This window comes from Caulobacter sp. CCUG 60055 (assembly GCF_022750545.1).
GTDB lineage: Bacteria > Pseudomonadota > Alphaproteobacteria > Caulobacterales > Caulobacteraceae > PUIC01.
On the sequence record NZ_PUIC01000005.1, the window covers coordinates 491,020 to 511,755 of the forward strand.

19 protein-coding genes are annotated in these 20,736 nt (G+C 67.2%); 7 read left to right on the forward strand and 12 right to left on the reverse strand.

All coding sequences use genetic code 11. The features are described from left to right. Nucleotides 1-1,857 carry an ATP-binding protein gene (locus C5708_RS11235; protein WP_242921112.1) on the reverse strand — a complete coding sequence of 619 codons (1,857 nt, stop codon included), beginning with the start codon at nt 1,855-1,857 and terminating at the stop codon, nt 1-3. A gap of 392 nt (nt 1,858-2,249) precedes the next feature. Between C5708_RS11235 and C5708_RS11240 the strand changes: the two genes are divergently transcribed. After that, nucleotides 2,250-2,591 (forward strand): hypothetical protein, encoded by a 342-nt coding sequence (locus tag C5708_RS11240; protein WP_278253875.1) that lies wholly within the window; start codon nt 2,250-2,252, stop codon nt 2,589-2,591. A gap of 177 nt (nt 2,592-2,768) precedes the next feature. Further along, nucleotides 2,769-3,128 (forward strand): hypothetical protein, encoded by a 360-nt coding sequence (locus tag C5708_RS11245; RefSeq protein ID WP_242921032.1) that lies wholly within the window; start codon nt 2,769-2,771, stop codon nt 3,126-3,128. Between the two features lie 49 nt (nt 3,129-3,177). Here C5708_RS11245 and C5708_RS11250 read toward each other — a convergent pair whose 3' ends face one another. Further along, nucleotides 3,178-4,161 carry a cation diffusion facilitator family transporter gene (locus C5708_RS11250; RefSeq protein ID WP_242921034.1) on the reverse strand — a complete coding sequence of 328 codons (984 nt, stop codon included), beginning with the start codon at nt 4,159-4,161 and terminating at the stop codon, nt 3,178-3,180. Nucleotides 4,162-4,410: 249 nt separating this feature from the next. Between C5708_RS11250 and egtB the strand changes: the two genes are divergently transcribed. Then, nucleotides 4,411-6,627 (forward strand): ergothioneine biosynthesis protein EgtB, encoded by a 2,217-nt coding sequence (egtB, locus tag C5708_RS11255; RefSeq protein ID WP_242921042.1) that lies wholly within the window; start codon nt 4,411-4,413, stop codon nt 6,625-6,627. On the opposite strand, the gene C5708_RS11260 is transcribed toward egtB, so the two are convergent. The 4 genes from C5708_RS11260 to C5708_RS11275 form a co-directional block, all read right to left on the reverse strand. Further along, nucleotides 6,624-7,811: an AGE family epimerase/isomerase gene (locus C5708_RS11260; RefSeq protein WP_242921044.1), complete on the reverse strand. Its 1,188-nt coding sequence runs from the start codon at nt 7,809-7,811 to the stop codon at nt 6,624-6,626. The genes egtB and C5708_RS11260 overlap by 4 nt on opposite strands. A 124-nt stretch (nt 7,812-7,935) precedes the next feature. Continuing rightward, nucleotides 7,936-8,559, reverse strand: coding sequence for a TetR/AcrR family transcriptional regulator (locus C5708_RS11265; RefSeq protein ID WP_242921046.1), 624 nt, complete (start codon nt 8,557-8,559; stop codon nt 7,936-7,938). Further along, nucleotides 8,543-9,733 (reverse strand): FAD-dependent monooxygenase, encoded by a 1,191-nt coding sequence (locus tag C5708_RS11270; protein WP_242921048.1) that lies wholly within the window; start codon nt 9,731-9,733, stop codon nt 8,543-8,545. Before C5708_RS11270 ends, C5708_RS11265 begins: the two co-directional genes overlap by 17 nt. 338 nt (nt 9,734-10,071) lie before the next feature. Beyond that, nucleotides 10,072-10,353 (reverse strand): methyltransferase domain-containing protein, encoded by a 282-nt coding sequence (locus C5708_RS11275; protein WP_242921050.1) that lies wholly within the window; start codon nt 10,351-10,353, stop codon nt 10,072-10,074. 112 nt (nt 10,354-10,465) lie between these two features. Between C5708_RS11275 and C5708_RS11280 the strand changes: the two genes are divergently transcribed. From C5708_RS11280 to C5708_RS11290, 3 genes are all read left to right on the forward strand, one after another. Beyond that, nucleotides 10,466-10,690: a hypothetical protein gene (locus tag C5708_RS11280; RefSeq protein ID WP_242921052.1), complete on the forward strand. Its 225-nt coding sequence runs from the start codon at nt 10,466-10,468 to the stop codon at nt 10,688-10,690. A gap of 255 nt (nt 10,691-10,945) precedes the next feature. Then, nucleotides 10,946-11,695, forward strand: coding sequence for an isocitrate lyase/phosphoenolpyruvate mutase family protein (locus tag C5708_RS11285; protein WP_242921053.1), 750 nt, complete (start codon nt 10,946-10,948; stop codon nt 11,693-11,695). A 208-nt stretch (nt 11,696-11,903) separates the two neighbouring features. Next, nucleotides 11,904-12,749 (forward strand): alpha/beta hydrolase, encoded by an 846-nt coding sequence (locus tag C5708_RS11290; RefSeq protein ID WP_242921055.1) that lies wholly within the window; start codon nt 11,904-11,906, stop codon nt 12,747-12,749. A gap of 95 nt (nt 12,750-12,844) precedes the next feature. On the opposite strand, the gene C5708_RS11295 is transcribed toward C5708_RS11290, so the two are convergent. Continuing rightward, on the reverse strand, nt 12,845-13,993 hold the full coding sequence (locus C5708_RS11295; protein WP_242921057.1) for an acyl-CoA dehydrogenase: 1,149 nt from the start codon (nt 13,991-13,993) through the stop codon (nt 12,845-12,847). 15 nt (nt 13,994-14,008) lie between these two features. Beyond that, complete coding sequence (locus C5708_RS11300; RefSeq protein WP_242921059.1) at nt 14,009-16,306, reverse strand: iron-containing redox enzyme family protein; 2,298 nt, start codon at nt 16,304-16,306, stop codon at nt 14,009-14,011. 53 nt (nt 16,307-16,359) lie between these two features. Here C5708_RS11300 and C5708_RS11305 point away from each other — a divergent pair, with 53 nt between their 5' ends. After that, nucleotides 16,360-17,274: a hypothetical protein gene (locus C5708_RS11305; protein ID WP_242921062.1), complete on the forward strand. Its 915-nt coding sequence runs from the start codon at nt 16,360-16,362 to the stop codon at nt 17,272-17,274. 43 nt (nt 17,275-17,317) lie between these two features. Here C5708_RS11305 and C5708_RS11310 read toward each other — a convergent pair whose 3' ends face one another. Genes C5708_RS11310 through C5708_RS11325 form a run of 4 tightly spaced genes read right to left on the reverse strand, consistent with a single transcriptional unit; the run spans nt 17,318 to nt 20,736 of the window. Further along, a complete protein-coding gene (locus C5708_RS11310; protein ID WP_242921063.1) occupies nt 17,318-18,349 on the reverse strand; it encodes a C45 family peptidase in 1,032 nt (343 codons plus the stop codon). Next, nucleotides 18,346-19,017, reverse strand: a complete 672-nt coding sequence (locus C5708_RS11315; protein WP_242921065.1) for a GNAT family protein — start codon at nt 19,015-19,017, stop codon at nt 18,346-18,348. Before C5708_RS11315 ends, C5708_RS11310 begins: the two co-directional genes overlap by 4 nt. Beyond that, nucleotides 18,974-19,228 (reverse strand): phosphopantetheine-binding protein, encoded by a 255-nt coding sequence (locus C5708_RS11320; RefSeq protein WP_242921068.1) that lies wholly within the window; start codon nt 19,226-19,228, stop codon nt 18,974-18,976. Before C5708_RS11320 ends, C5708_RS11315 begins: the two co-directional genes overlap by 44 nt. Further along, on the reverse strand, nt 19,225-20,736 hold the full coding sequence (locus C5708_RS11325; protein WP_242921070.1) for an AMP-binding protein: 1,512 nt from the start codon (nt 20,734-20,736) through the stop codon (nt 19,225-19,227). The genes C5708_RS11320 and C5708_RS11325 overlap by 4 nt, the downstream gene beginning before the upstream one ends.

Consider the following 20,736-nt stretch of genomic DNA (forward strand, 5'->3'; position numbering starts at 1 on the left):
TCAGGCCGCTTCTTCCTCCGGCGCCGGCTGGCCGGCGCTCAAGGCCCGCTCCAGCGCCTCGTGCAGGCTGGCCAGCTCGATCGGCTTGGCGACGTGAGCGTCCATCCCGGCCTCCAGATATTCCTTGACCTGGTGGGTCATGGCGTTGGCCGAGACCGCCACGATCGGCGTGCGCGCCCGCCCCGCCGCCAGTTCGGCCGCCCGGATGGCCCGCGTGGCGGCCAGCCCGTCCATCTCGGGCATCTGGATGTCCATCAGGATCACGTCGAAGTCGCCCAGGCCCCAGGCCTCGACCGCGGCGCGCCCGTCGGCGACCATCACCAGCTCGACGCCGAAAGTCTGCAGCACCGTGCTCAGCACCAGCTGGTTGGTGGCGTTGTCCTCGGCGGCCAGGACGCGGAGCGCCGAGGGCTCGACCGGCGCCGGGGTCCCCGTCGGGGTCGGAACGCGCTGGACCGCGGGGGCGGCGACCGGTTCGGCCGGTTCGGCCTCGGCGCCGATGCGCCTCAGCGGCAGCTCGACGGTGAAGGTCGAGCCCCGGCCCTCCTGGCTCTCGACGGCGATCGAGCCGCCCATCAGGTGGGCCAGCTCGCGGCAGATCGCCAGGCCCAGGCCCGTGCCGCCGAAGCGGCGGGTGGTCGAGGAATCGGCCTGGGTGAACTTCTGGAACAGGAACGGCTGCTTCTCCAGCGGCACGCCGACGCCGGTGTCGGCCACCACGATGCGCAGGCCCGCCTCGCCGTCCGGCTCCAGGCCTTCCAGGCGGACGGCGACCTCGCCGTGCGCGGTGAACTTCAGCGCGTTGGAGATCAGGTTGTTGAGAATCTGCGACAGCCGCGCCGCGTCGCCGACCCGGCGGCCGGCCGCGCCCGCGGCGATCTCCAGCCGGAAATCCAGTCCCTTGGCCTCGGCCAGCGGCGAGAAGCCGGCGTGAACCGTGCGGGCCAGGTCGGCGGTGTCGAACCCGGCCAGCTCGAGCTCCATCTTGCCGGCCTCGATCTTGGACAGGTCGAGCAGGTCGTTGAGGATGGCCAGCAGCGCCTCGCCCGAATGGCGGATGACGTCCAGCCGCTCCTGCTGGATCGACGACAGCTCGCCCATGGCCATGATCTGGGCCATGGCCAGCACGCCGTTGAGGGGCGTGCGGATCTCGTGGCTCATATTGGCCAGGAAATGCGACTTCAGCACATTGGCCGCCTCGGCGGCGTCGCGGGCCTGGACCAGCTGCTCCATGGCCGCGCGCAGGTCGCGGTCGTTGGCGTCCAGCCGCGCCAGGAGGTCGTTGAAGCTGTCGGTCAGCCGGCCGATCTCGTCGTCGGCGTCGACCTCGACGCTGCGGTCGTAGCGGCCGTGCTCGGTGACCGCCTGCATGGCCCGGGACAGCCGCTCCACCGGCTCGATCGCCCGCGCCGCCAGCCACTGCCCCATCAGCAGCGCCAGGCCGGTCGCGGCGAAGAACAGCGCCCCGCCCACCGCGAGATAGCGCGGGAACAGCGAGGCCAGGCGCACGTCGTAGGCCCGAAGCACCACCTCGCCGACCTTCTCGCCACGCACCATGACCGGCGCGCGGACCACGCCCAGGCGCGCGCCGCCGGCCGGCTCGGGATCGTTCGACCGCGCGAACCGGGCCAGGATGCGGCCCTGGGAATCGACGAATTCGGCCTCGGCCGAGCGCGAACTGCCCCGCAGCGTGTCGAGCAGGACCTGGACCTTGCCGGGCTGACCGGCGGACAGGGCGTCGGCGGCGTTGGCGGCGACGACGCCGGCCAGGGTGGCCTCCTCGCGCGCGAGCATCTCCTGCTCGGCCCGCCATTGGGCGAGGACGAAAACGAGGCTGGCGGCGGCCAGCACCGCCACGGCGGTCAACAACGCGACGCCGGCTATCCTGCCTTGAAAGGATAGTCCGCTCCGTCTTGGCCTGATCTGCGGATGTCGCGCCGTCATGCCTCTTCGCCGTTGGCGCCCGAGGGCGCGTGATCGGGGGGCCCGAGGACGCGTGATCGGGCTGTTTCATCCCTCTGGAGCACAAGCCTAGAGCGGATTGCCTAACGCTTTACTTCGCCGACGCATGTTTCGATCCAAAACGTCAACAACCATAATGACTTGTTCACCAAGTCCGCGCCGACGCCCCTGTCGAAACCGCGATTTCTCCAGAACAACCGGAGGGAAAACATGGTTAACAATTCCTTTTTAGATGGCGAAGGCGTTAGCTTTCTGTTTACCTTACCGCGGTCCTGAACCCATGGAGGATGACGGTGGACAAGACGCACGTTGCTCAAGGTGTTGCGAACCAGCTGTGGACGGCTGAGAACGCCGTGGACGCCGCTATGGTCGAAGCGTCCAAGCTGATGACGGATCTGATGCAGGCGCGCCAAGAACTGCGCCTCTCCGCCGTGGTGGCCGACCCGGCCTACGCCAAGATCGCCGAAGCGATCTCGGCCCTCTCGACCGCGCGCACCGCGATGGTCGACGCCCACAACGAGCTGGCCGAAGCCAAGCTCCGCGTCGGCATCCGCACCAAGCTGATCGGCATCTGGGGCAAGGACGCCGACCAGGCGCTCTACACGCCCGAAATGAAGCGCGCGGTCTAAAACCCCGCTTTCAGATTCCGGAAGATTTAACCGGAATGTGATATTCGCGCCCCTGACGACCTCAGGGGCGCGTTTTTGTTTACAACCATTCTTGGTTTCCTTGGGCTGATCCCGTTAATCGCCGTGGTCGCCTTCGCCATATGGCGCGGCGGGCCAGCGGAGCGCGGCGGCGCGATCATGGTCGCGATCGCCTGGCTGGGCGCGGGCCTGGCCAACGCGCTGGTCCCCCATGTCGCCCTGATCTACGTGCTGTTGACGGCCGACACCCTGCTCGCCGTCGGCTTCCTGGTGCTGGCCATCCGCTACAGCAGCCGCTGGCTGGCCGTGGCCATGCTGCTCCAGGGCGCCTCGCTCGGGTTCCAGGCCATCCGCCTGATGGGATCGGACCCGCGCATCTCGCACCACAACGACGGCTTCCTCATCGCCATCAACCTGCTCAGCATCGGCATATTGCTGACCCTGCTGGGCGGCGCCGTCGCGGCGTGGCGGCGACGCCGGCGCACGCTCGCCGCCGCCCGCGACGCGACCGCGCCCTAGCCGCCGCGCGCCAACCGCCGCGCGGAGGGCCCGCCTTGGCGGTCCCCGCCTAGTGAGGCTGGCAATGGTGCTCGTCGCGCGCCCGCTCGATCTGCAAGGTGGCGTGGCCGACGCCGAACTCGTCGCGCAGCACCCCCAGCACCTCCTGACGATAGGCCTCGTCGTCGGCCCCGTCCGGGCGGACGATGTGGACGGTCAGGGCGGTCTTCGTGGTGCTCATCGCCCAGACGTGCAGGTCGTGGACCTCGACCACGCCGTCGCCGCCTTCGAGATAGGTCTGCAGGCGCTTGAGGTCGACGCCGGCCGGCGCCGCGTCCAGGGCGAGATTGACCGACTCGCGCAACAGCCCCCAGGTGCCGATGAAGATGATGGCGACGATGACCAGGCTGGTCGCCGGATCGACCCAGTCCCACCCGGTCAAGGCGATGACCAGGCCGGCGACGATGACGCCGGCCGACACCGCCGCGTCCGCGGCCATGTGCAGGAAGGCGCCGCGGATGTTGACGTCGTTCTTGCGGCCGGCGACGAACATCAGGGCGGTGGCGGTGTTGACCACCACCCCGGCCGCCGCGACGGCCATGACCAGGCCCGGCTTGATCGCCTCGGGCTCGCCGAACCGGCGCACGGCCTCCCAGACGATGCCGCCGCAGGCGAAGATCAGGAACAGGGCGTTGGCCAGGGCGGCCAGGACGGTGGCCTTGGCGTAGCCGTAGGTGCGCCGTCCGCCGGCCGGCCGCCGCGCCAGCCACGCGGCCCCGCCGGCCAGGGCCAGGCCCAGCACGTCCGACAGATTGTGGCCGGCGTCGGCGAGCAGCGCCGTCGAGTGCGCGATCAGCCCGGCGATGGCCTCGACGACCACGAAGGCGAGGTTGAGCCCGACGCCGAGCGCATAACGCCAGTCGTCGGGCGGCGCGTGGCTGTGGCCATGCCCGTGGCCGTGACCATGCCCGTGCGAATGACCGTGGCCGTGGCCATGGCCATGGTGGTGATCGTGACCATGGTCGTCGTGATCGTGGCTGTGCGCTTTGGCCATGCGGCGGCGATCCCGTCTGGAACGGGCCGACGCGGTCCCGCAGCCGGCCGGCCCCAGCCTATAGGCGGGCGCCGGCCGGCCGCCAAGCCGGAACACGCGCGGCGGCCCGCGCGTTGGCCTGGAACGGGGCGAGGCGCCGACAGGGAACGAGATGGACGCTGATCTTCCTCGCCGCGGCTGTCATCATCGTGGCGGCAGTCGTCGCCAAGGCGGTTACCGACCGCCGCGGCTTCTGGCAGAGTGCCGGTCATGAGCGCATCCTCCGACGGGGCCGCCCCGATCCAGAGCCGGACGCCGGTGGCGACCCCGGCGCCGTTGCGAGGCCAGGACGCCCTGGCGCGCCTCGCCGCCCGCTATCTGGCCGTGCGCCAGGCCAGCCTCGACCTGGCCGCGCCGCTGTCGGCCGAGGACCAGGTGGTCCAGTCCATGCCGGACGCCAGCCCGGTGAAATGGCACCTGGCCCACACCACCTGGTTCTTCGAGACCTTCGTGCTCTCGCCCCATGCGCCGGCCTGGAAGCCGTTCGACCCCGGCTTCGCCTATCTGTTCAATTCCTATTACGAGGCCGTCGGCCCCCGGCAGCCGCGGCCGGCGCGGGGCCTGCTCACCCGCCCGCCCCTGGAGCGAGTCCACGCCTATCGCCGACAGGTGGACCGGGCGATGCTCGACCTGTTGGCCGCCCCGCCGAAGACCGGCCGCGACGCGATCGTCGATCTGGTCGCCCTGGGGCTGGCCCACGAGGAGCAGCATCAGGAATTGATCCTGATGGACGTGCTGCATCTCTTCGGCCAGTCGCCCCTGCGCCCGACCTACGACGAGGCCGCGCCCGGGGCCGGCCTCGCGCCCGAGCCGGCCGGCTGGGTCGGCTTCGACGACGGCGAGGCCGAGATCGGCCACGACGGCGCCGGCTTCGCCTTCGACAACGAGACGCCGCGTCACCGCACCCTGCTCGCGCCTTTCCGCCTCGCCGACCGCCTGGTCACCAACGGCGAGTGGATGGCGTTCATGGCCGATGGCGGCTACGAGCGCCCGCAGTTCTGGCTGTCCGACGGCTGGGCCTGCGCCCAGGCCGAGGGCTGGACGGCCCCGCTCTACTGGCGTCGCGACGGCGAGGCCTGGACGGCGTTGACCCTGGCCGGTCCGGGCCCGGTCGATCCGGACGCCCCGGTCGAGCACGTCAGCTATTACGAGGCCGACGCCTTCGCGCGCTGGGCCGGCAAGCGGCTGCCGACCGAGGCCGAATGGGAGCGCGCCGCCGCTCATCCGGACCTGCGCCAGATGTCGGGCGACCTCTGGCAATGGACGGCCAGCGCCTATGCGCCCTATCCCGGCTTCCGTCCCGACCCGGGCGCGGTCGGCGAGTACAACGGCAAGTTCATGGTCAACCAGATGGTGCTGCGCGGCGGCTGCTTCGCCTCGCCCCGGGGCCATGTGCGCGCGACCTATCGCAACTTCTTCTATCCGCACCAGCGCTGGATGTTCTCGGGCGTGCGGCTGGCCGAGGACGCCGCGCCCCCGGCGCGGCGGCGCGGCGGGGCCGGCGCGCGCCTGGACGCCCCCTTCGCCGCCGACGTGCTGAACGGCCTGGCCCAGCCGCAGAAGACGATCCCTGCCAAGTACTTCTACGACGACGAGGGCTCGCGCCTGTTCGAGGCGATCACCGCCCTGCCGGAATACTACCCCACCCGCCAGGAGACGGCGCTGCTGGCCGACATCGCCGACGACCTCGCCGCCGCCCTCTCGGACGGCGCGGCGCTGGTCGAGTACGGCAGCGGGGCCAGCACCAAGACCCAGCTGGTGCTCGACGCCGCCCCGCAGGTGGCGCTGTACGTGCCCATCGACATCAGTCCGGACGCCCTGCGCCAGGCGGCGCAGCGGCTGGCCGACCGCTATCCCGGCCTGCAGGTGGCGCCCTTGGCCGCCGACTTCACCCGGCCGCTGCACCTGCCGCCCGAGGCCCTCAAGCGACCGCGCACCGGTTTCTTCCCCGGCTCGACCATCGGCAATTTCGACCCTGAGGACGCCATCCGCCTGCTGGGCGTGATCCGCGGTCAGCTTGGCGAAGGCGCGCAGTTGATCGTCGGGGTCGACCTGGCCAAGGACGAGGCGACGCTGACGGCCGCCTATGACGACGCCCAGGGCGTCACGGCCGCCTTCAACAAGAACCTTGTGGTCCGGATCAACCGCGAGCTCGGCGGCGACCTCGACCCCGACGCCTTCGACCACCGCGCGGTGTGGAACGCCGCCGCCAGCCGTATGGAGATGCATCTGGTCAGCCGCCGCGACCAGACCCTGCGCGTCGCCGGCAAGGTTTTCGCCATCGCCAAAGGCGAGACCATCCACACCGAGAACTCGTACAAGTTCACCATCGAGCGCCTGGCCCAGCTGGCCGGGCAGGCCGGCTGGCGGCTGCTGCGCCACTGGCGCAGTCCCGCCCCGTCGGTGGCGATCGCGCTGCTGGGCTAGGGCCGTTCGGAGGGGAAAGGCGGCGCAGCGAACTGGCCACGCCAGCGAGCCAGTTCCTCGATCGCGCCGACGATGTGGTAGAGGCTGGTGGCCGGCGCGGTCCCGGCGACCAAGCTCCCGTCGACCACCATGCGGTCGCGCCAGAGCCCGGGCCCCGGCGTGTCCAGGTAGGGCCTCAGTCCATCAACGCCGGCGGCGGCTTCCCGTAGGGCGGACTCGGAGTCCCCGACTTCGGCCATGGCCAGCGCCGCCTTGATCCGCTCGGTCTGCGGCCAGAGGCGGGCGGTCGGCGTCAGGACGTCAAGATTGCTATCGAGCTCATCGATCGCGACGTTGCGTTCAGGGTCGACGCCGTGTCGCACGCCAATTTCGAACAGGCGGCGGGCTTGGGCTTCCAGGGGCGCGCCCGGCCGGCGTTGCCCCCAACGGCGCAGCAGCCAGCACCATTCGAACTGATGACCCGGTTCGACGACCCGCCCCGCCTCGCCGCCGGCCGGGGTCCAGTCCGCATTGAAGAACTCGCGCAGGAAACCGCGGTCGGGGTCGATGAACCGTTCCGCCGCCAGGGTCGCCACCTCGTCGGCCAGCGCCGCCCAGGGCCCGTCCGGCTCGGCCGCCTCCCAGGCCAGGGCCGCCTCCAGCAGGTGCATGTGCGGATTGGACTGATACGGCCGGTCCCCGCCCTCGCGGAAACCGCCCTGGCTCAGGCGGCGTTCGGCCATGTGTCCGTCCAACAGGCGATGCGCGGCGAGGCGAACGTCCTGGCGGCCCGGCTGAACCGCCGCCACATGGGCCATGGCCAGCAGGCTGAAGGCTTGTTCGTAGAACATCGCCTCGGGGTTTCCACCGTCGTCGGGGCCGATGCTGAAACGGAACGCGCCGTCGGACCGCTGGAAGCGGGCCAGGAAGAAGTCCATCGCCCGCGCCGCCATCTCGGCCCACGGCCCCTGCCAGCCGAGGCGCCCGGCGGCGCAGAGCACATAGATCTGGCGGGCCTGGACGCGGGCGCGCAGCACGGTGCTCGTCGGACGCCGCTCCTGATCCAGCGCCTCCGCGAACGCGCCGGTCCGCGCATCGTAGCCTGCGCCGGTCCAAACCGGCATGGCCTGGTCCAACAGCCAGCGATAGAGCCCGTCAGTACGCGCCGCAAGGGCCTGCGCGGGTTCAACTGTTTGGAGCGTCACGTCGCCTCCCATGAGTTCCGAAACTATCCGCCCCGAGGGACCCGACGACCTGCAATAGACGCCGTCCGGGGTATTTCCAAGGGGGCCGCGATCAGGGCCGATCTCGCCCGTTCGGCAGGTGCTCCTAAGGGCGCGACGGCGACAGGACCGCGCCGGCGCCGGCTTCGACCACGTCCAGCGCCTGCCCGGTCAGCGCCAGCAGGTCGGCCTCCCCGCCCCCTTCCAGCCACGCCTCGAGGGCGGCGGTCAGGGCCTCGACGACCAGCACGCTGACCACCCTGAGCTCGAACGCGTCCGGCGCCAGCCCGCCTCGGCTGGACAGCACCGCCCGCAACGCCTCCGCGCCCCTGGCCCGGTCCAGGCTGGCGGCGGCGCGCAGGGCCGGCGCGGCCAAGGCCAACCGGCCGCGGGCGACGAGGAAGGCGCGATCCTCGGCCAGCACGGCCTCCAGCCCGGCCTGCAGCGCCTTGCGGATGGCGACGAACGGCGGCTCGTCGAGCGGCCGCGCGGCCAGGAGGTCGAGGAACAAGGGGTCGTAGTCGTCGGCGACCAGATCTTCCTTGGTCGGAAAGTAGTTGAACAGCGTCCCGGGCGAGACGTCGGCGGCGCGGGCGATCTCCTGGGTGGTGGTCTCGTCGTAGCCCTTGCTCAGGAACAGCGACAGCGCGGCCTGCTGGATGGCCGCGCGGGTCGCCCGCCGCTTGCGCGCGCGAAGGCCTTCGGACGCGGGATCAGGAACATTGCTCATGGGATGGCAAACTAGGCCGCCGGCGGCCGGAGGCAAGACGTCCGAGCCGGGCGCCGGCCGCCGCCAGGGGCCACAGGCCGGCGGCGGCGTTGCGCATGGCGATGCCGGCCCGGGTCCTGGGCGCCAGGGCGAAGGCCCCTTGCCGCACGCCGCGCTGCCGGGGGCCGGCCAGGGCGCGGTGCTTCTCCTCGTAGCGATGGAAGGCGCCCCGGTGGTCGTCGGGGCTGGCGGCGAGCTCGCGGGCCAGGGTGAACGCCCCGGCCATGGCCAGGGTCGAGCCGTCGCCGAACAGCGACACGCAGGACGCGGCGTCGCCGACCAGGGCGACGCGGCCGCGCCGCCAGTTGTCCAGGCTCACCCGGCTGACCGCGTCGAAATACAGATCCGGCGCCGCCTGGACGCGCCCGATCAGCTCGGGCGTGCGCCAGCCCGCGCCGGCGCAGGCCATGGCCAGCAGCCCTTTGTGCTGCGCCAGGTTGCGATGGTTGAACGGCATGGCCGGGGCGTGGAAGATGAAGGCGGCGAGGGCCCGGCCCTGGCCGGGATGGACGGTGACCGCCCGGCCGGGCGTGTTGTAGATCGTCACCTCGTCGGCCCGCTCGACGCCCTCGTCCAGGGCCAGGGTGGCGATATAGAGCCCCATGTGGCTGACGAAGCCGGCCTCGGGTCCGAAAGCCAGCCGGCGCACCCCCGAATGCAGGCCGTCGGCGCCGATGACCAGGTCGAAGCGCCGCGACGCGCCCTGCTCGAAGACGACGTCCACGCCGCCCTTGTCCTGGCTCAGCGCCGCGACGGCGTCGTCGAAGAGGTATTCCGCATGGTCGCGGCCGGCCTCCCTCAGGATGGCGGCGAGATCGCCGCGCGGCAGTTCGACGTCGCCGCCGCCGGCGGCGCGCTGGATCGCGCCCATATCGACCGTGGCGAGGCGCCGACCGCCGCCGTCGACGAAGCTGAGCCGGGTCACGGCCGTCCCGGCGTCGCGGATGCGCGCCATCACGCCCATGCGCTCGGCCACCTCCACGGCCGGCCCCCGCACGTCCACCGGGGCGCCGCTGGAGCGCGGAGCCGCCGACCGCTCGACCACCGTCGGGACGAACCCGGCCCGCGCGAGCCAGTAGGCCAGGACCGGTCCGGCGACGCCGGCGCCCGAGATCAGCACCGAGCGGCCGGTCATCGGAGCGCTCCCGACCGGAGGGCGAGCAAGGGCTTTGACATCGGGCGACCTCGAAACAGCGTCGCGATATGTATCGTCACTATAATTTTATAGTCAATATAAATTTATAGCCACATTACCCTAGAGGCGCGAAGTTTGGGTCGATGGCGTCGTCCAGCGTGACGATCACGGGCGGCGCTTCGACCTCCGGCATGCGATGCGTCCACACCCAGGCGAAAACCCGGCCAGCGCCGGGTGAACCGGCCGCTCCGAATGGGCGCCGATACGGCGCCCGGACGGCCATCTGTGGGGGTTGGTGTTCAATCCCGCCCCTTTTCCCGCCGATTGATCGGCGCCGATCACGAGGGCGCCTGCGCGGCGATCATCGGCTCGGACACGTCGACCCCGACACGTCGGCCGCCGGCGCCCGACGCCCGCTCGACCGCGAGCGTCACCCCGCCTGTCCCGCAGCCGACATCGAGCACGCGGCGGCCCGAGGCCGCCAGAACCTGCCGGACCAGAAAATCCTGCAGCGGCTCGAACAGCCGGTCGAGCAACACCTGCATATCGACCCAGGCCCGCCCGGCCGCGCCGTTCCACCGCGCCGCCTGATTCTCGCCGACCCGTTCCGTCTCGGCCATGGCCGCCTCCTGTCGCCCGCCCTGGAGCGTGGCCGACGCCGGCCGAACAGCCCGGCTCGGTTGACCCATTGCTTGAAACACGTCCCAATAGTTCCGTCGAACAGGGACGAGCATGATCGAGACGATGATCCAGCTTATTCCAATCACGCTAGTGGGCCTGGTCTATGCGGCCATCGTCTTCGTCGTCGCTCGCAAGCGGCGCATCAATCCCTGGGGCTGGACGATAGGCTCCCTCGTTCCGGGGATCGGCCTGATCGTCGCCGGGATTTTCTGGATCCTGACCCTGCTGTCGGTCCTTGACCGGCTGGATAAGCTGGAGACCAGCGGGCAGTTCTAGGCGGCGCATACCTTGCCGCTCCCAGGGCTCCAGCTTCATTCTCCAAATCGAGTTGACGGTCGATCAGTTCGCGTGGCGACTCGGTCAATGGAGGCTCCAAGAACGAAGACAGACCCCCGGCCGGTGGGCCGAGGGCTCTGGGATTGGGCCCGCGTGTATCAGCTAGAGATTGGGCGGCATGACCTCGGCCAGGATGAACCCGAAGAGGCCGATCCCGATGACCGACGATGGCGAGGAAGCAGAGGAGAGACGGCCATGCCGACGATCGCCGAGAAACGCGCCACCTTCCGCAGGCTGCATGACAGCGGCTTCTTCATCATCCCCAACGCCTGGGACGCGGGCGGCGCCGTCCGCCTGACGAAGCTAGGTTTCAAGGCCGTCGCATCGACCAGCGCCGGAGCGGCCTGGGCCGCCGGCGAGGACGATGGCGCTCTGAGCCGCGACGCGGTGCTCGCGCATCTCAGGATGCTTGTCGAGGCCACCCCTCTCCCGATCAACGCCGATTTCGAGAACGGCTTCGCCGATGCCCCCGCCGCAGTCGCCGCGAACGTCGCGCTGGCCATGGAGACGGGGATCGCGGGTCTTTCGATCGAAGACTGGTCGGGCAGCGAGATGTATGCGCGCAGCCTCGCGGTCGAGCGTATCGCCGCCGCGCGGGCCGCTATCGATGCGGTCGATCCGACTGTGATGCTGATCGGCCGCAACGAGAATTTCCGCGTGCCCGACATGCCCGTCGCCGAGAGCATCGCCCGCGCGGTCGCCTATGCCGAGGCCGGCGCGGACTGCCTGTTCGCGCCCTTCATCCTTGACCCTGGCGCCGTCGCCGAATTGGTGGCGGCCGTTGCGCCGAAGCCAGTCAACGTGGTCGTGCACGAGTATGACGCGAGAATCCGCGCCTTTGCCGAACTCGGCGTCCGTCGGTGCAGCGTCGGCGGCAGCCTAGCCAAGCGGTCATGGTCGGCGTTCGACGAAGCGGCCAGGGCGCTCAAGGATTGCGAGGCGTGACGCCGCACTGAAGGGCTTGGCCGTCCCCTTCGACCCGTCCAACTCGCAGCCGCTTCAGGCGCTCGGATCTGTCGCGGCGATGTCCGGACCCGTGCGAATTACAACCGCGACGGCCACGCACATGAGCCGGGCCTCGTGATCACTTCGTCATGCCTATACTGAACGCCAGATAGTATATATGGTCCGCAGAGCGGATAAGGCGGTCCTTATGAATGAGCAATTCTTGCCGCACGCGCCGGCGCTTGGGGCGGATCGCTTCCCTTTCCACGTTGAGGAATATGGTGGTGGGGACGCGATCTGCATACTTCTTCATGGGTTCGGCGAAGGCGGCTACGTATGGCGCGACTTGGCGCCTCGCTTACCGAAAAAATATCGCTCCATAATTGTAGATTTCAGGGGACACGGAAACTCCCGTGAAGATCCGACGGCGAACTATAGTGTTGAAACCTATTCCGGAGATGTTCGGAATTTAATTAATTCTGGCAACTATAATAACGTCACTATTATAGGCCATTCTCTTGGCGCGGGGGTGGCGATAAGGGTCGCCGCGGCGGCGCCCCATACTGTGTCGAACTTGATCCTGGTGGATTGGCCTTTGAGCACGACATGGACCGCTCACGATAATATTTTCTCGCAATTTCACGAGCAATGCGACGGCTACAATTCGCTTGCCGAGTATGCGGCCTGGATATTGGACAGGCGGCCGCTGACGCATCCCAGAATGCTCCGCCACATTGTCGGCAATGCCTTGCGGGAGACCGCCGGCGGAAAATTTGCGCTCAAGGCCGATCGGCGAGTTACAGAGATATTCGGCAAAATATCGACGGATACAAATAATCCGCAAGATCTTTTACATAGAATATCATGCAGAACATTGCTGGTGAGGGGAAAGGGGTCCGCGATTTTATCTAAGAAGGAAGCATTAAGCATAGTGGAGATGTTGAAAGATGGCCATCTATGCGAAATTTCCGGCGCCGGCCATGCCGTGATGGTCGACGATCCCGACCAATTCGCGGATGCCGTTAATCAGTTTCTCCTCGGGTCGCGAACCTAGCCCGATATCACGACCGGCCAGGAAGTTCCGGCCGCCAGATCCCCCTCATTCCAACGCCAGGCGCCAAATCGAGACGGCTCTCCGATTTCAGGACTCTAGAGATACGCCGCGATTATTAGACGCTGGATCTCCGAGGTTCCTTCGTAGATGCGCAGCGACCGGATCTGCCTATAGAGACGTTCCGGCACAGCATCCTTCACGATCCCCGCGGCGCCGAAAATCTGCACCGCATCATCAACAATTCGCTGGGCTTGCTCCGTGGCGAAGAGCTTGGCGATGCTGGAGTGTTTTCCATAGCCACGGATCTGCTGGTCGATCTCCCACGCCGCCTGAGCGACCAGCAACGCGCTGCCGGTCAACGCCACCTCGCTGTCGGCGAGCTTGGACTTGGTCAGTTGCATGTCCCACACCGTGCCGGTGGAGAGGCGCCTTGAGCGCGCCCAGCTTAGCGCCGCGCTCCGCGCGCGGCGCGCGAAACCGGTCGCGGCGGCGCCGACCGTCGTCCGGTATAGTTCAAGGACCTCGCCCGCGATCTTGAAGCCATGCCCAGGCTTTCCGATCATCTGTTCCGCGGGCACGGTGCATTCGTCCAAGGTCAGGCTCCCAAAGGAGCGCGGCGCCATCGCCTCTATCGTTTCGGAGACGTGCGCGCCGGGCGTTTGCGCGCTCACATAGAACAGGCTCAGCCCCAGCGGCCCGCCCCCTTCCGCCGTGCGGGCCAGGACGATCGCGAAATCAGCGATGTCGGCGTTGGAAATCCAGGTCTTCGTCCCATTCAGGACATAGGATTCGCCACGACGTTCCGCGCGCAGCGATACATTGGCGAGGTCCGAGCCGACCTGGGGTTCGGACATAGCCAGGCACCCGATCGACCGTCCCGCCAATATATCGGGGAGTAGAGCCCCCCGCTGCTCCACGGAACCGTACTGGATCAGCGACGCAGCGGCGAGCGCCTGGATCGAGAACGCGAAATCGAACAGGTCGTGGATGAACGCGAAGCCCTCGCGGATCAAACATATGCTGCGGAAATCCGGGGGCGTGTCGACGCCGCCGACAGCGGCGTACCAGCCGGCTTCTCCGAACAGCGCGGTCAGACGGCGTCCCATCTCGGCTGGCGGCAGACGTTCGATCTCGCCGAGTTCCGACGATATCTCGTCGGCCCAGCTTTCAATGCGCGCCGCAAGCCGCCGATGCCGTTCCTCGTAGAGCGGCAGCCGCAGAACCGATGTATCGAATATCTTCACGTCTTCTCCCAGGGGTCAGAGCGTAAAGGCGCAATGATCGCCGGCCTCGTCGTGAAGCATGGCGGAGGGCGATGCTTCCAGCGTCCCGCCTTCGACGAAATAGGCGAAGGACGCATAGCCGTTCCAGATGCGGCGCCATTCGACGGCGCATGCAGCGGCGCCGTATCGTCGCTCTGTTTCGGCGAGATGGGCCTGGATCATCGTCAACGCCTGCCGGGCATGCCCGGCGGAGAGGTTGTCGATAGACAGGTGCACCGCCTCATAGATGGGGTCGAAGCCCCAGTGCTTCAGCTTCTGGATCTCATGCAGCCGCACCTCGCCCAGGCCGAACATTTCGACGCCCAGGGTATAGCCTAGTATTTCTGGATAGAAGCGGTTCGGAAACAGGCCGAATGACAGCTGATTCAATGGAAACGTATAAAAGATGTCGGGAATTTCGTCCTGATCGATGAACGCTTCTTCGCGGATGTGCGGCTGATCGATACCCAGGCTTTTCAGGACGCGATAAATCAGCGTGATGTGGTTCTTCTCAAGGTCGCCCAGCCCCATCTCATCGGCGTAGATGGCGAACAACCCCGTATCCGCAACACTCTCGACGCGGCCCGTGCCGCCGCTGCGATAGGCCCACGCGCCGTCCACCAGATTGCCCAGCGCGTAATACTTCTGACCGAACACGACCTCGTCGCGCGACGGGATTTCGCCAAGTGGCGCATAGGGATCGACAAGCTTTCCCCAATAGATCGACTCGATCCGGGCCACGAGGGCTTCGGGCGAATATTCGAAGAAGCGCGCGTCCGTGTATCGCCCCGCAGTCTCGGCGTCGAAAAGGAGCTCCGCCTGAGCCAGCCCGGCGCGCACGCGATCCAGCGCGACCGGCGATGTGTTGGCGAAGTTCTCGATATTCACCAGCCGATAGAACAGCGTCCGGTCATCGAGATCGGCGGCTGGCTCAAATACAGTGTCACGGGGTGGACGCGTCCTGATGTTGGCTAGCCACAATTGCGCCAGCGGTTCATCACGCGCCTCCGGCAGGAGGATTGGCTCGTCGGCCGTCTGCGCCGCGCCCTGGAACCACGATTTGAGGATGGATGCTTCGTGTTCGGAAAAAATGCCGAACATCGGCCCGCCGAACTTGATGGCGTCGAGAAAGCGGCAGCCGCCTTTCGCGTCGGCTCGCAGATAGCTGGAACGCTTGAAGTCGCGCAGGAAGCCGGCGAGGTCCTGATCGGTTTCAACGACAACTTCCGAGAGCGGCTTGCCGCCGATCCGGACAAGCTTGTGCTGCTTCCCGGCAAAGGGCGCATGACGCCGGACAATCCCGGCGACCTGCAGATCCAGCGAATGGCCAGGCGATCGCCCGCAGCGTTCCGCCAGCATGGACACCTGGCGCCTTTCCAGGCTGACGAAGACGCGCATCGCCTCGACGAGGCGACGGGACAGGGTTTCCGCTTCCGGGTCATCCTCCAGCGCATCGAGATAAGCGCTGAGCGCCTCCCACGCGGCTTCGCGGGTCACAACGGGGGGCAGCCCCGCAAGATGGTCATCGATCCCCAGGGCGTGGCAGGCGGCGTGGATGCCGACCACCTCGGGGAGGTACGTCGCCGGATAGCGGGACAGGGATAGTCGGAAGGCCGCCTGCAACGATGTCATCGCGTCGGGTGCGGCCGCGCGAAAGAAGCCCGCCTCGGAGATCGGCGGAAGGAAAACGCCTTCCGTTTCCAGGGACCGCCGGCGCATGGCGACACTGGACCGGGCCGGACAGCCCTCGCCTAGCAGCAACCATCGCTGGCCGAACAGGATGTTGACGACGGCGCCGGGTTGGGACGCGGGTTGCGACACGGTGTCGAGCCAGCAATCGCCGAGCAATGACAGCGCCGCCCGACCGCGAAGGAGCTCACGTTTCGCCGCCGTTCCCAGGGCCGCCACGCCGTCAAATGCCGCGGCGACGGCGATGCGGTGCGTGTCGAGCCATCGCCACAACGCGGTTCGGTCGACGCGGCCGTCGCGGAGCGCGGGCGTGGGAGCTATCGTCTCCGCCGCCCCATCGTCCCATTCCGCAAGGCTGAGAGTGGCGTCCAGGATCTGCTTGGCGGCCAGCAGATGTTCTTCGCTCTCGCACGCCTTCAACAAGGACGCGGCGATCTCGTCCGGCTCCGCGGTCAACAAGGTGTCGGCGAGCGGCCGGGCCTCCGGAGTGAAATGAAACTTGCCGATCCTGCCGCCAAGAAAGCGATGTATGGGCGCGCGTTGAAATTCATTCACGCCGGCAGGCGATTTCGGCGAAATATCGGTTGATTGTAGCAGGCCTTTCATTTCGCATTCCCGCTGCAAAGACTTGCATCACACCCACTGGCGATCGGCGCGGCATGGAAAAATCGACGGTGTACATACACGGCTGCCACTATTCCCTCGGGGAAGAGGAACGGCGCGTAGCGGAGATTCCTGGGCTGGCCGGCTGGCTCGCGCAAAATCAGATGATCGACGACGCGGACTTGTGGGGCTGGGACCGCTTTCGCGTTTCGGACAGGCCGGCGGTTGAGCTGATGGCCGAAACGGCGCGCCGGAGCTTGGCGGATTTTGACGCGCGTCAGCCGCCGGTCGACGCCGTGATCCTGTGCGCGACGCGCTTTCCAACCGATGTCGACGGGCATGCCGATTTCATCGGAGGGCTGCTCGACAGGCTGGGCCTGCACCACGCCATCCCATACGGCTTCACCCTGAATCGCTGTGCGACGCTCACCGCCGCGCTCGGTCTGGCCGCGACGTTGGTCAGCAGCGGGCGGCACCGTTCCATCCTGGTGACGGCCGGCGATACGAACGGCGCGGATGATGAAAGGCTGCGCCCCTTCGCCGTGTTCAGCGACGGCGCGGCGAGTTGCATCGTCAGCGCCGGACAGGGCGGCGAATTCCAGCTGCTCGGCGCCGCGGCGGCGGTCGACGCCAGGATGATGAAGCGCAATGGCGAGATCTCGGCCGACCTGACCCGGAAGGCGAACGCCGAACTCTTCGAGCGGGCGCAGGTTGATCTGCGCGACATCAAGCGCCTCGCGCACAATAACCTGTGGAAGCCGATCGTCGTCATGAAGGAGCAGCAGGCCGGATTTCGCCGCGATCAGCTCTATCTCGATAACATCCCGCGGATCGGTCACGTATTTTCCTGCGATCCGCTGATCAACATGATCGACCTGGCGGCGAGCGGTCTCGTGGCGCCGGGAGAACTGCTGGCCCTGGGATCGAGCGTTTCCGGAGCTCGCTTCGGCGCGTTGCTGCGGAAGACGTGATTTCCGACCTGGTCCGGCTGCAACGGGGCGGTGACGGGCCATATCACACGGCCACACAGTATTTTTCGGTCCGAGCCTGCGCGGGATTCCCACGCCGTAGATGGAGCTCGCCATCCTTTGGCAACAACACCACGGCGCCGACGGTCTTCTCGCGGCGGATATTGCCGCTGTCGGGCACGTTGATCGGTTCCCGGCACAAAAGAGCCATGAAATCCTCCACGTCCCCCTCCTGGCCCAGGCGATCGAGCTGCGCGACGCACGCATCCAGTCGGCGCACCGAGCTGTTGCGCGAGAACGGGTTCATCTGGTCCATCGCCGTCAGGTCTTCCGACAGGAAGTGATTGGTGTGCGCCAGCGTCGCGCCCTCCCGGAGGGAAAGCCTCCCGTCGCACAGTTCGACGACAACGCTGCGGCGTGCGTCACACAGCAGCAGAGAGCGCGAGCTGGCCAGCCGCGCCTCCGACAACCATTCCAGGCACGACTCTATGTCGCCGCAGGTGTCGAGCAGGTGCCGGATGGCGAGATAGGGCGGGACGCCGGGGCGCCACGCGCCGCCGAGCACCAGGTTGAGCCCGATCGCGAGACCGTCGCTGTTGAGGCCGAGATAGCCTAGCAACCCCGTGAAGCTGAGCAGCAGGACACGGCGCGAACCGCCCCTATGGGCGATCCGGAGAATGACTATCTGATCCTCAAGATCGCCATTGAGGTCGATCGTCTGGGCGAGCACCGGGCCGCCTTCGCCGCGCCGGCAAAGGGTCGTACAGTCCCCCGCCGTGAAACGCGAATAGCCCATCACTTCACGGCGCATCTGCAGCAGCATCGCTTCGTCCGGCGAAATCCCGGCGCCCTCGGCCAGGCCTTCGATCTCCTCGGCGAGCGACGGCGTCGCCGCGGCGATCTCGCGGCGATAGGCCGCGATCTCCGGCTTCAGCGCCGTGAGGCTGGTCGGCCGCGGCATGACCCGGTTGAGCCGGGCCAGATCGTCATCGAGAAAGCCGCGGATCTGCTGGCGTAGCGCCGCGCCATGAGCGCGTCCGAGCTCGAACGGAGCGCCCTCAAGGCACAGCGGTTTCACGGGCCCGCACCAACCAGCTCGCTGGCGGCCCGGGTCAGTTTCGCTTCCTGGAGGAGACCGGACCGGACGAACGGCCATTCGCGGCGCAGGATGCTGTAATAGATCGCGTCGCGGCGCCGTTCGTCGGGCATGTAGTTGAAGCTCCGCAGCACGCCCTCCTCGGTCGCGCCGATATTCTGCAGGCCCTTGCGCGCCTGGAGATTGAGCACGTCAGTCTTGAATTCCACGCGTTCGCAATCGAGCTGTTCGAAGGCGTGCTGAAGCAGCAGGAACTTCGCCCAGCGGTTGACCCCCTTCCCTCGATAGGCGCGCCCGAGCCACGACCAGCCAATTTCCAACCGCCGGTCGGCCTCGGCCAGATTGCCGTACGCCATGCTGCCGGCCACCGCGCCCGTCTCCTTGTCGATGACCGCAAAGACCACCCGGCGGTTGGCGGCGGTGTCTTCGACCGCGAGCTGGATGAAGCGGTCGAGATCCGCGTCGTTGTCGATCCGCTGCACGAAATAGCGCCAGATATCGGCGTCGAAGGCGATTTCGGCGAGCGCCGAACGATCGGCGAGGGCGATCGGCCTCAGCCGGACATGCTCGTTTTCGAGCTCGACGCCGGCGAGGTCCCTGAACCAGTCAGGCGTCCTGGCCGGCGGCTGTTGTGAACATGGTGATGACATCACGCAAAGTCCTCAGATTGGCGATATCGGCGTCGGTAAAGTTGAAAACAGGAACATCTGTTTCTTCGCAGATATTTGTTATTAGAATTACTAGATTTAGAGAGGTCAGACTATAATCATCGAAAATACTCAAATCGATGTCAATGCGGCTGGCGTCGATATCGATCAAATGAGATAGATTATTTTTTACTATAGATTCGATATTCTTCATGGAGCCCCTCTGGTCGCATGAGACATTTCGTCGGAGAATCGGGCGAGAATTTCCCTGCGCTTCGGCTTGTACTGTGATGTAAGCAGCCCGTTCTCGATGCTGAACGGCTCGTCCACAATCAAGAACCCGCCGATCCGCTCATCCGGTCCGTTCAGATGGTTGAGATCGGCGATATGACGCTTGATGGCGTCGCGGGCCGCCTCGCCGCGTGGCGCGCAGAGGATCGCCGAAAGGCAGTCTTCCCCCGAGCCGACGACGATGCAGTTCTCGACCTCGGGACAGGTCCGAAGCCTTTCCTCGATCGATCGGACGAGCACGTTGCGGCCATTGGTGAGCACGACGACATCGTCGGCTCGGCCCAGTATGTAGAGAAACCCATCCTCGTCGAATCGGCCGAGATCGCCGGTGCGCACCGAGCCGTCGGGCTGAAAGATGCGCTCCGAGTCGCCGGGCGCGCAGAACAGGTAGCGCGTATTCACCGGGAAGGCGCTGTGCACGACGATAACGCCGTCCTCGCCGATCGAGAGACGTTTGCCGTCTATCGGCCGGCCGACACTGCCACGCCGATGCGCGCCTGGCGCATTCTTGGTGACGATGCAGGTCTCGTTCATGCCGTAGCCTTCGAAGATCGCCATGCCGCAATCTTCGAAGAAGCGTAACATCTCCGGGGAAGCCGGAGCCGAGCCGGTCCAGAGATAGCGGATCCGGGGCCCCATGGCCTCGATCGCCGCGCGGCGCAGCGCCGCCGGATCATCGCCCTCGACGCGCGCCGCGATCGCCTTGCGCAGCGTCTCGAAAAAGGCGGGCACCCCCATCACGACCGTCGGCGCCTCGCGCGGCAGGGCGTAATAGGCCAGCTGGTATGTCGACAGCACGACATCGTGCCCAAAGACGAGCGCGGAATAGACCCAATAGCGCTGTTGCAGCAGCGACAACGGTAAGAAAATGAACAGCTTGTCGTCGGACGAATGGTTGAACAGCACCTGCGTCGCACTGATCGAGCTGTCGATACTGCCGACCGTGGCCGCCAGCCCCTTGGGCTCACCGGTGCTCCCGGACGTGAACTTGATCGTCGTCACGTCGTCCGGGGCGTAGACGACGGGGCTAAGGTCGCTATCTTCCGGCAGCGCCTCCAGCGCGGCGAGCAGGCCGTCCATCGGCAGGATGCTGGGCGCGTCCGACGCTTCATCGCTGAAGACAATGCGGAGCGCGTATCGCTCGGCGAGCGTGGCCGTCGGCGCGAACTTCCCAGCTTCGAAAGCGGCGGTGACCGCCTTGATCTTCAACGCGCCCAGATCGAGCAAAAGCCATTCGAGCCGGTTCTTGGCCACGATGCCGATCCGGTCCCCGGCGGAAACGCCGAGGCTCTTGAGATAGACGGCCGTCTTGCGGGCAAGCCGGTCGAGGTCGGCAAGCGGCAACACGGCGCGCCCGCCCGGGCCATAGATGGTGATCGAATGTGCGGTCGACGGCCGGCCATTCGCGACCTGGTTGATGATCTGTTCCAT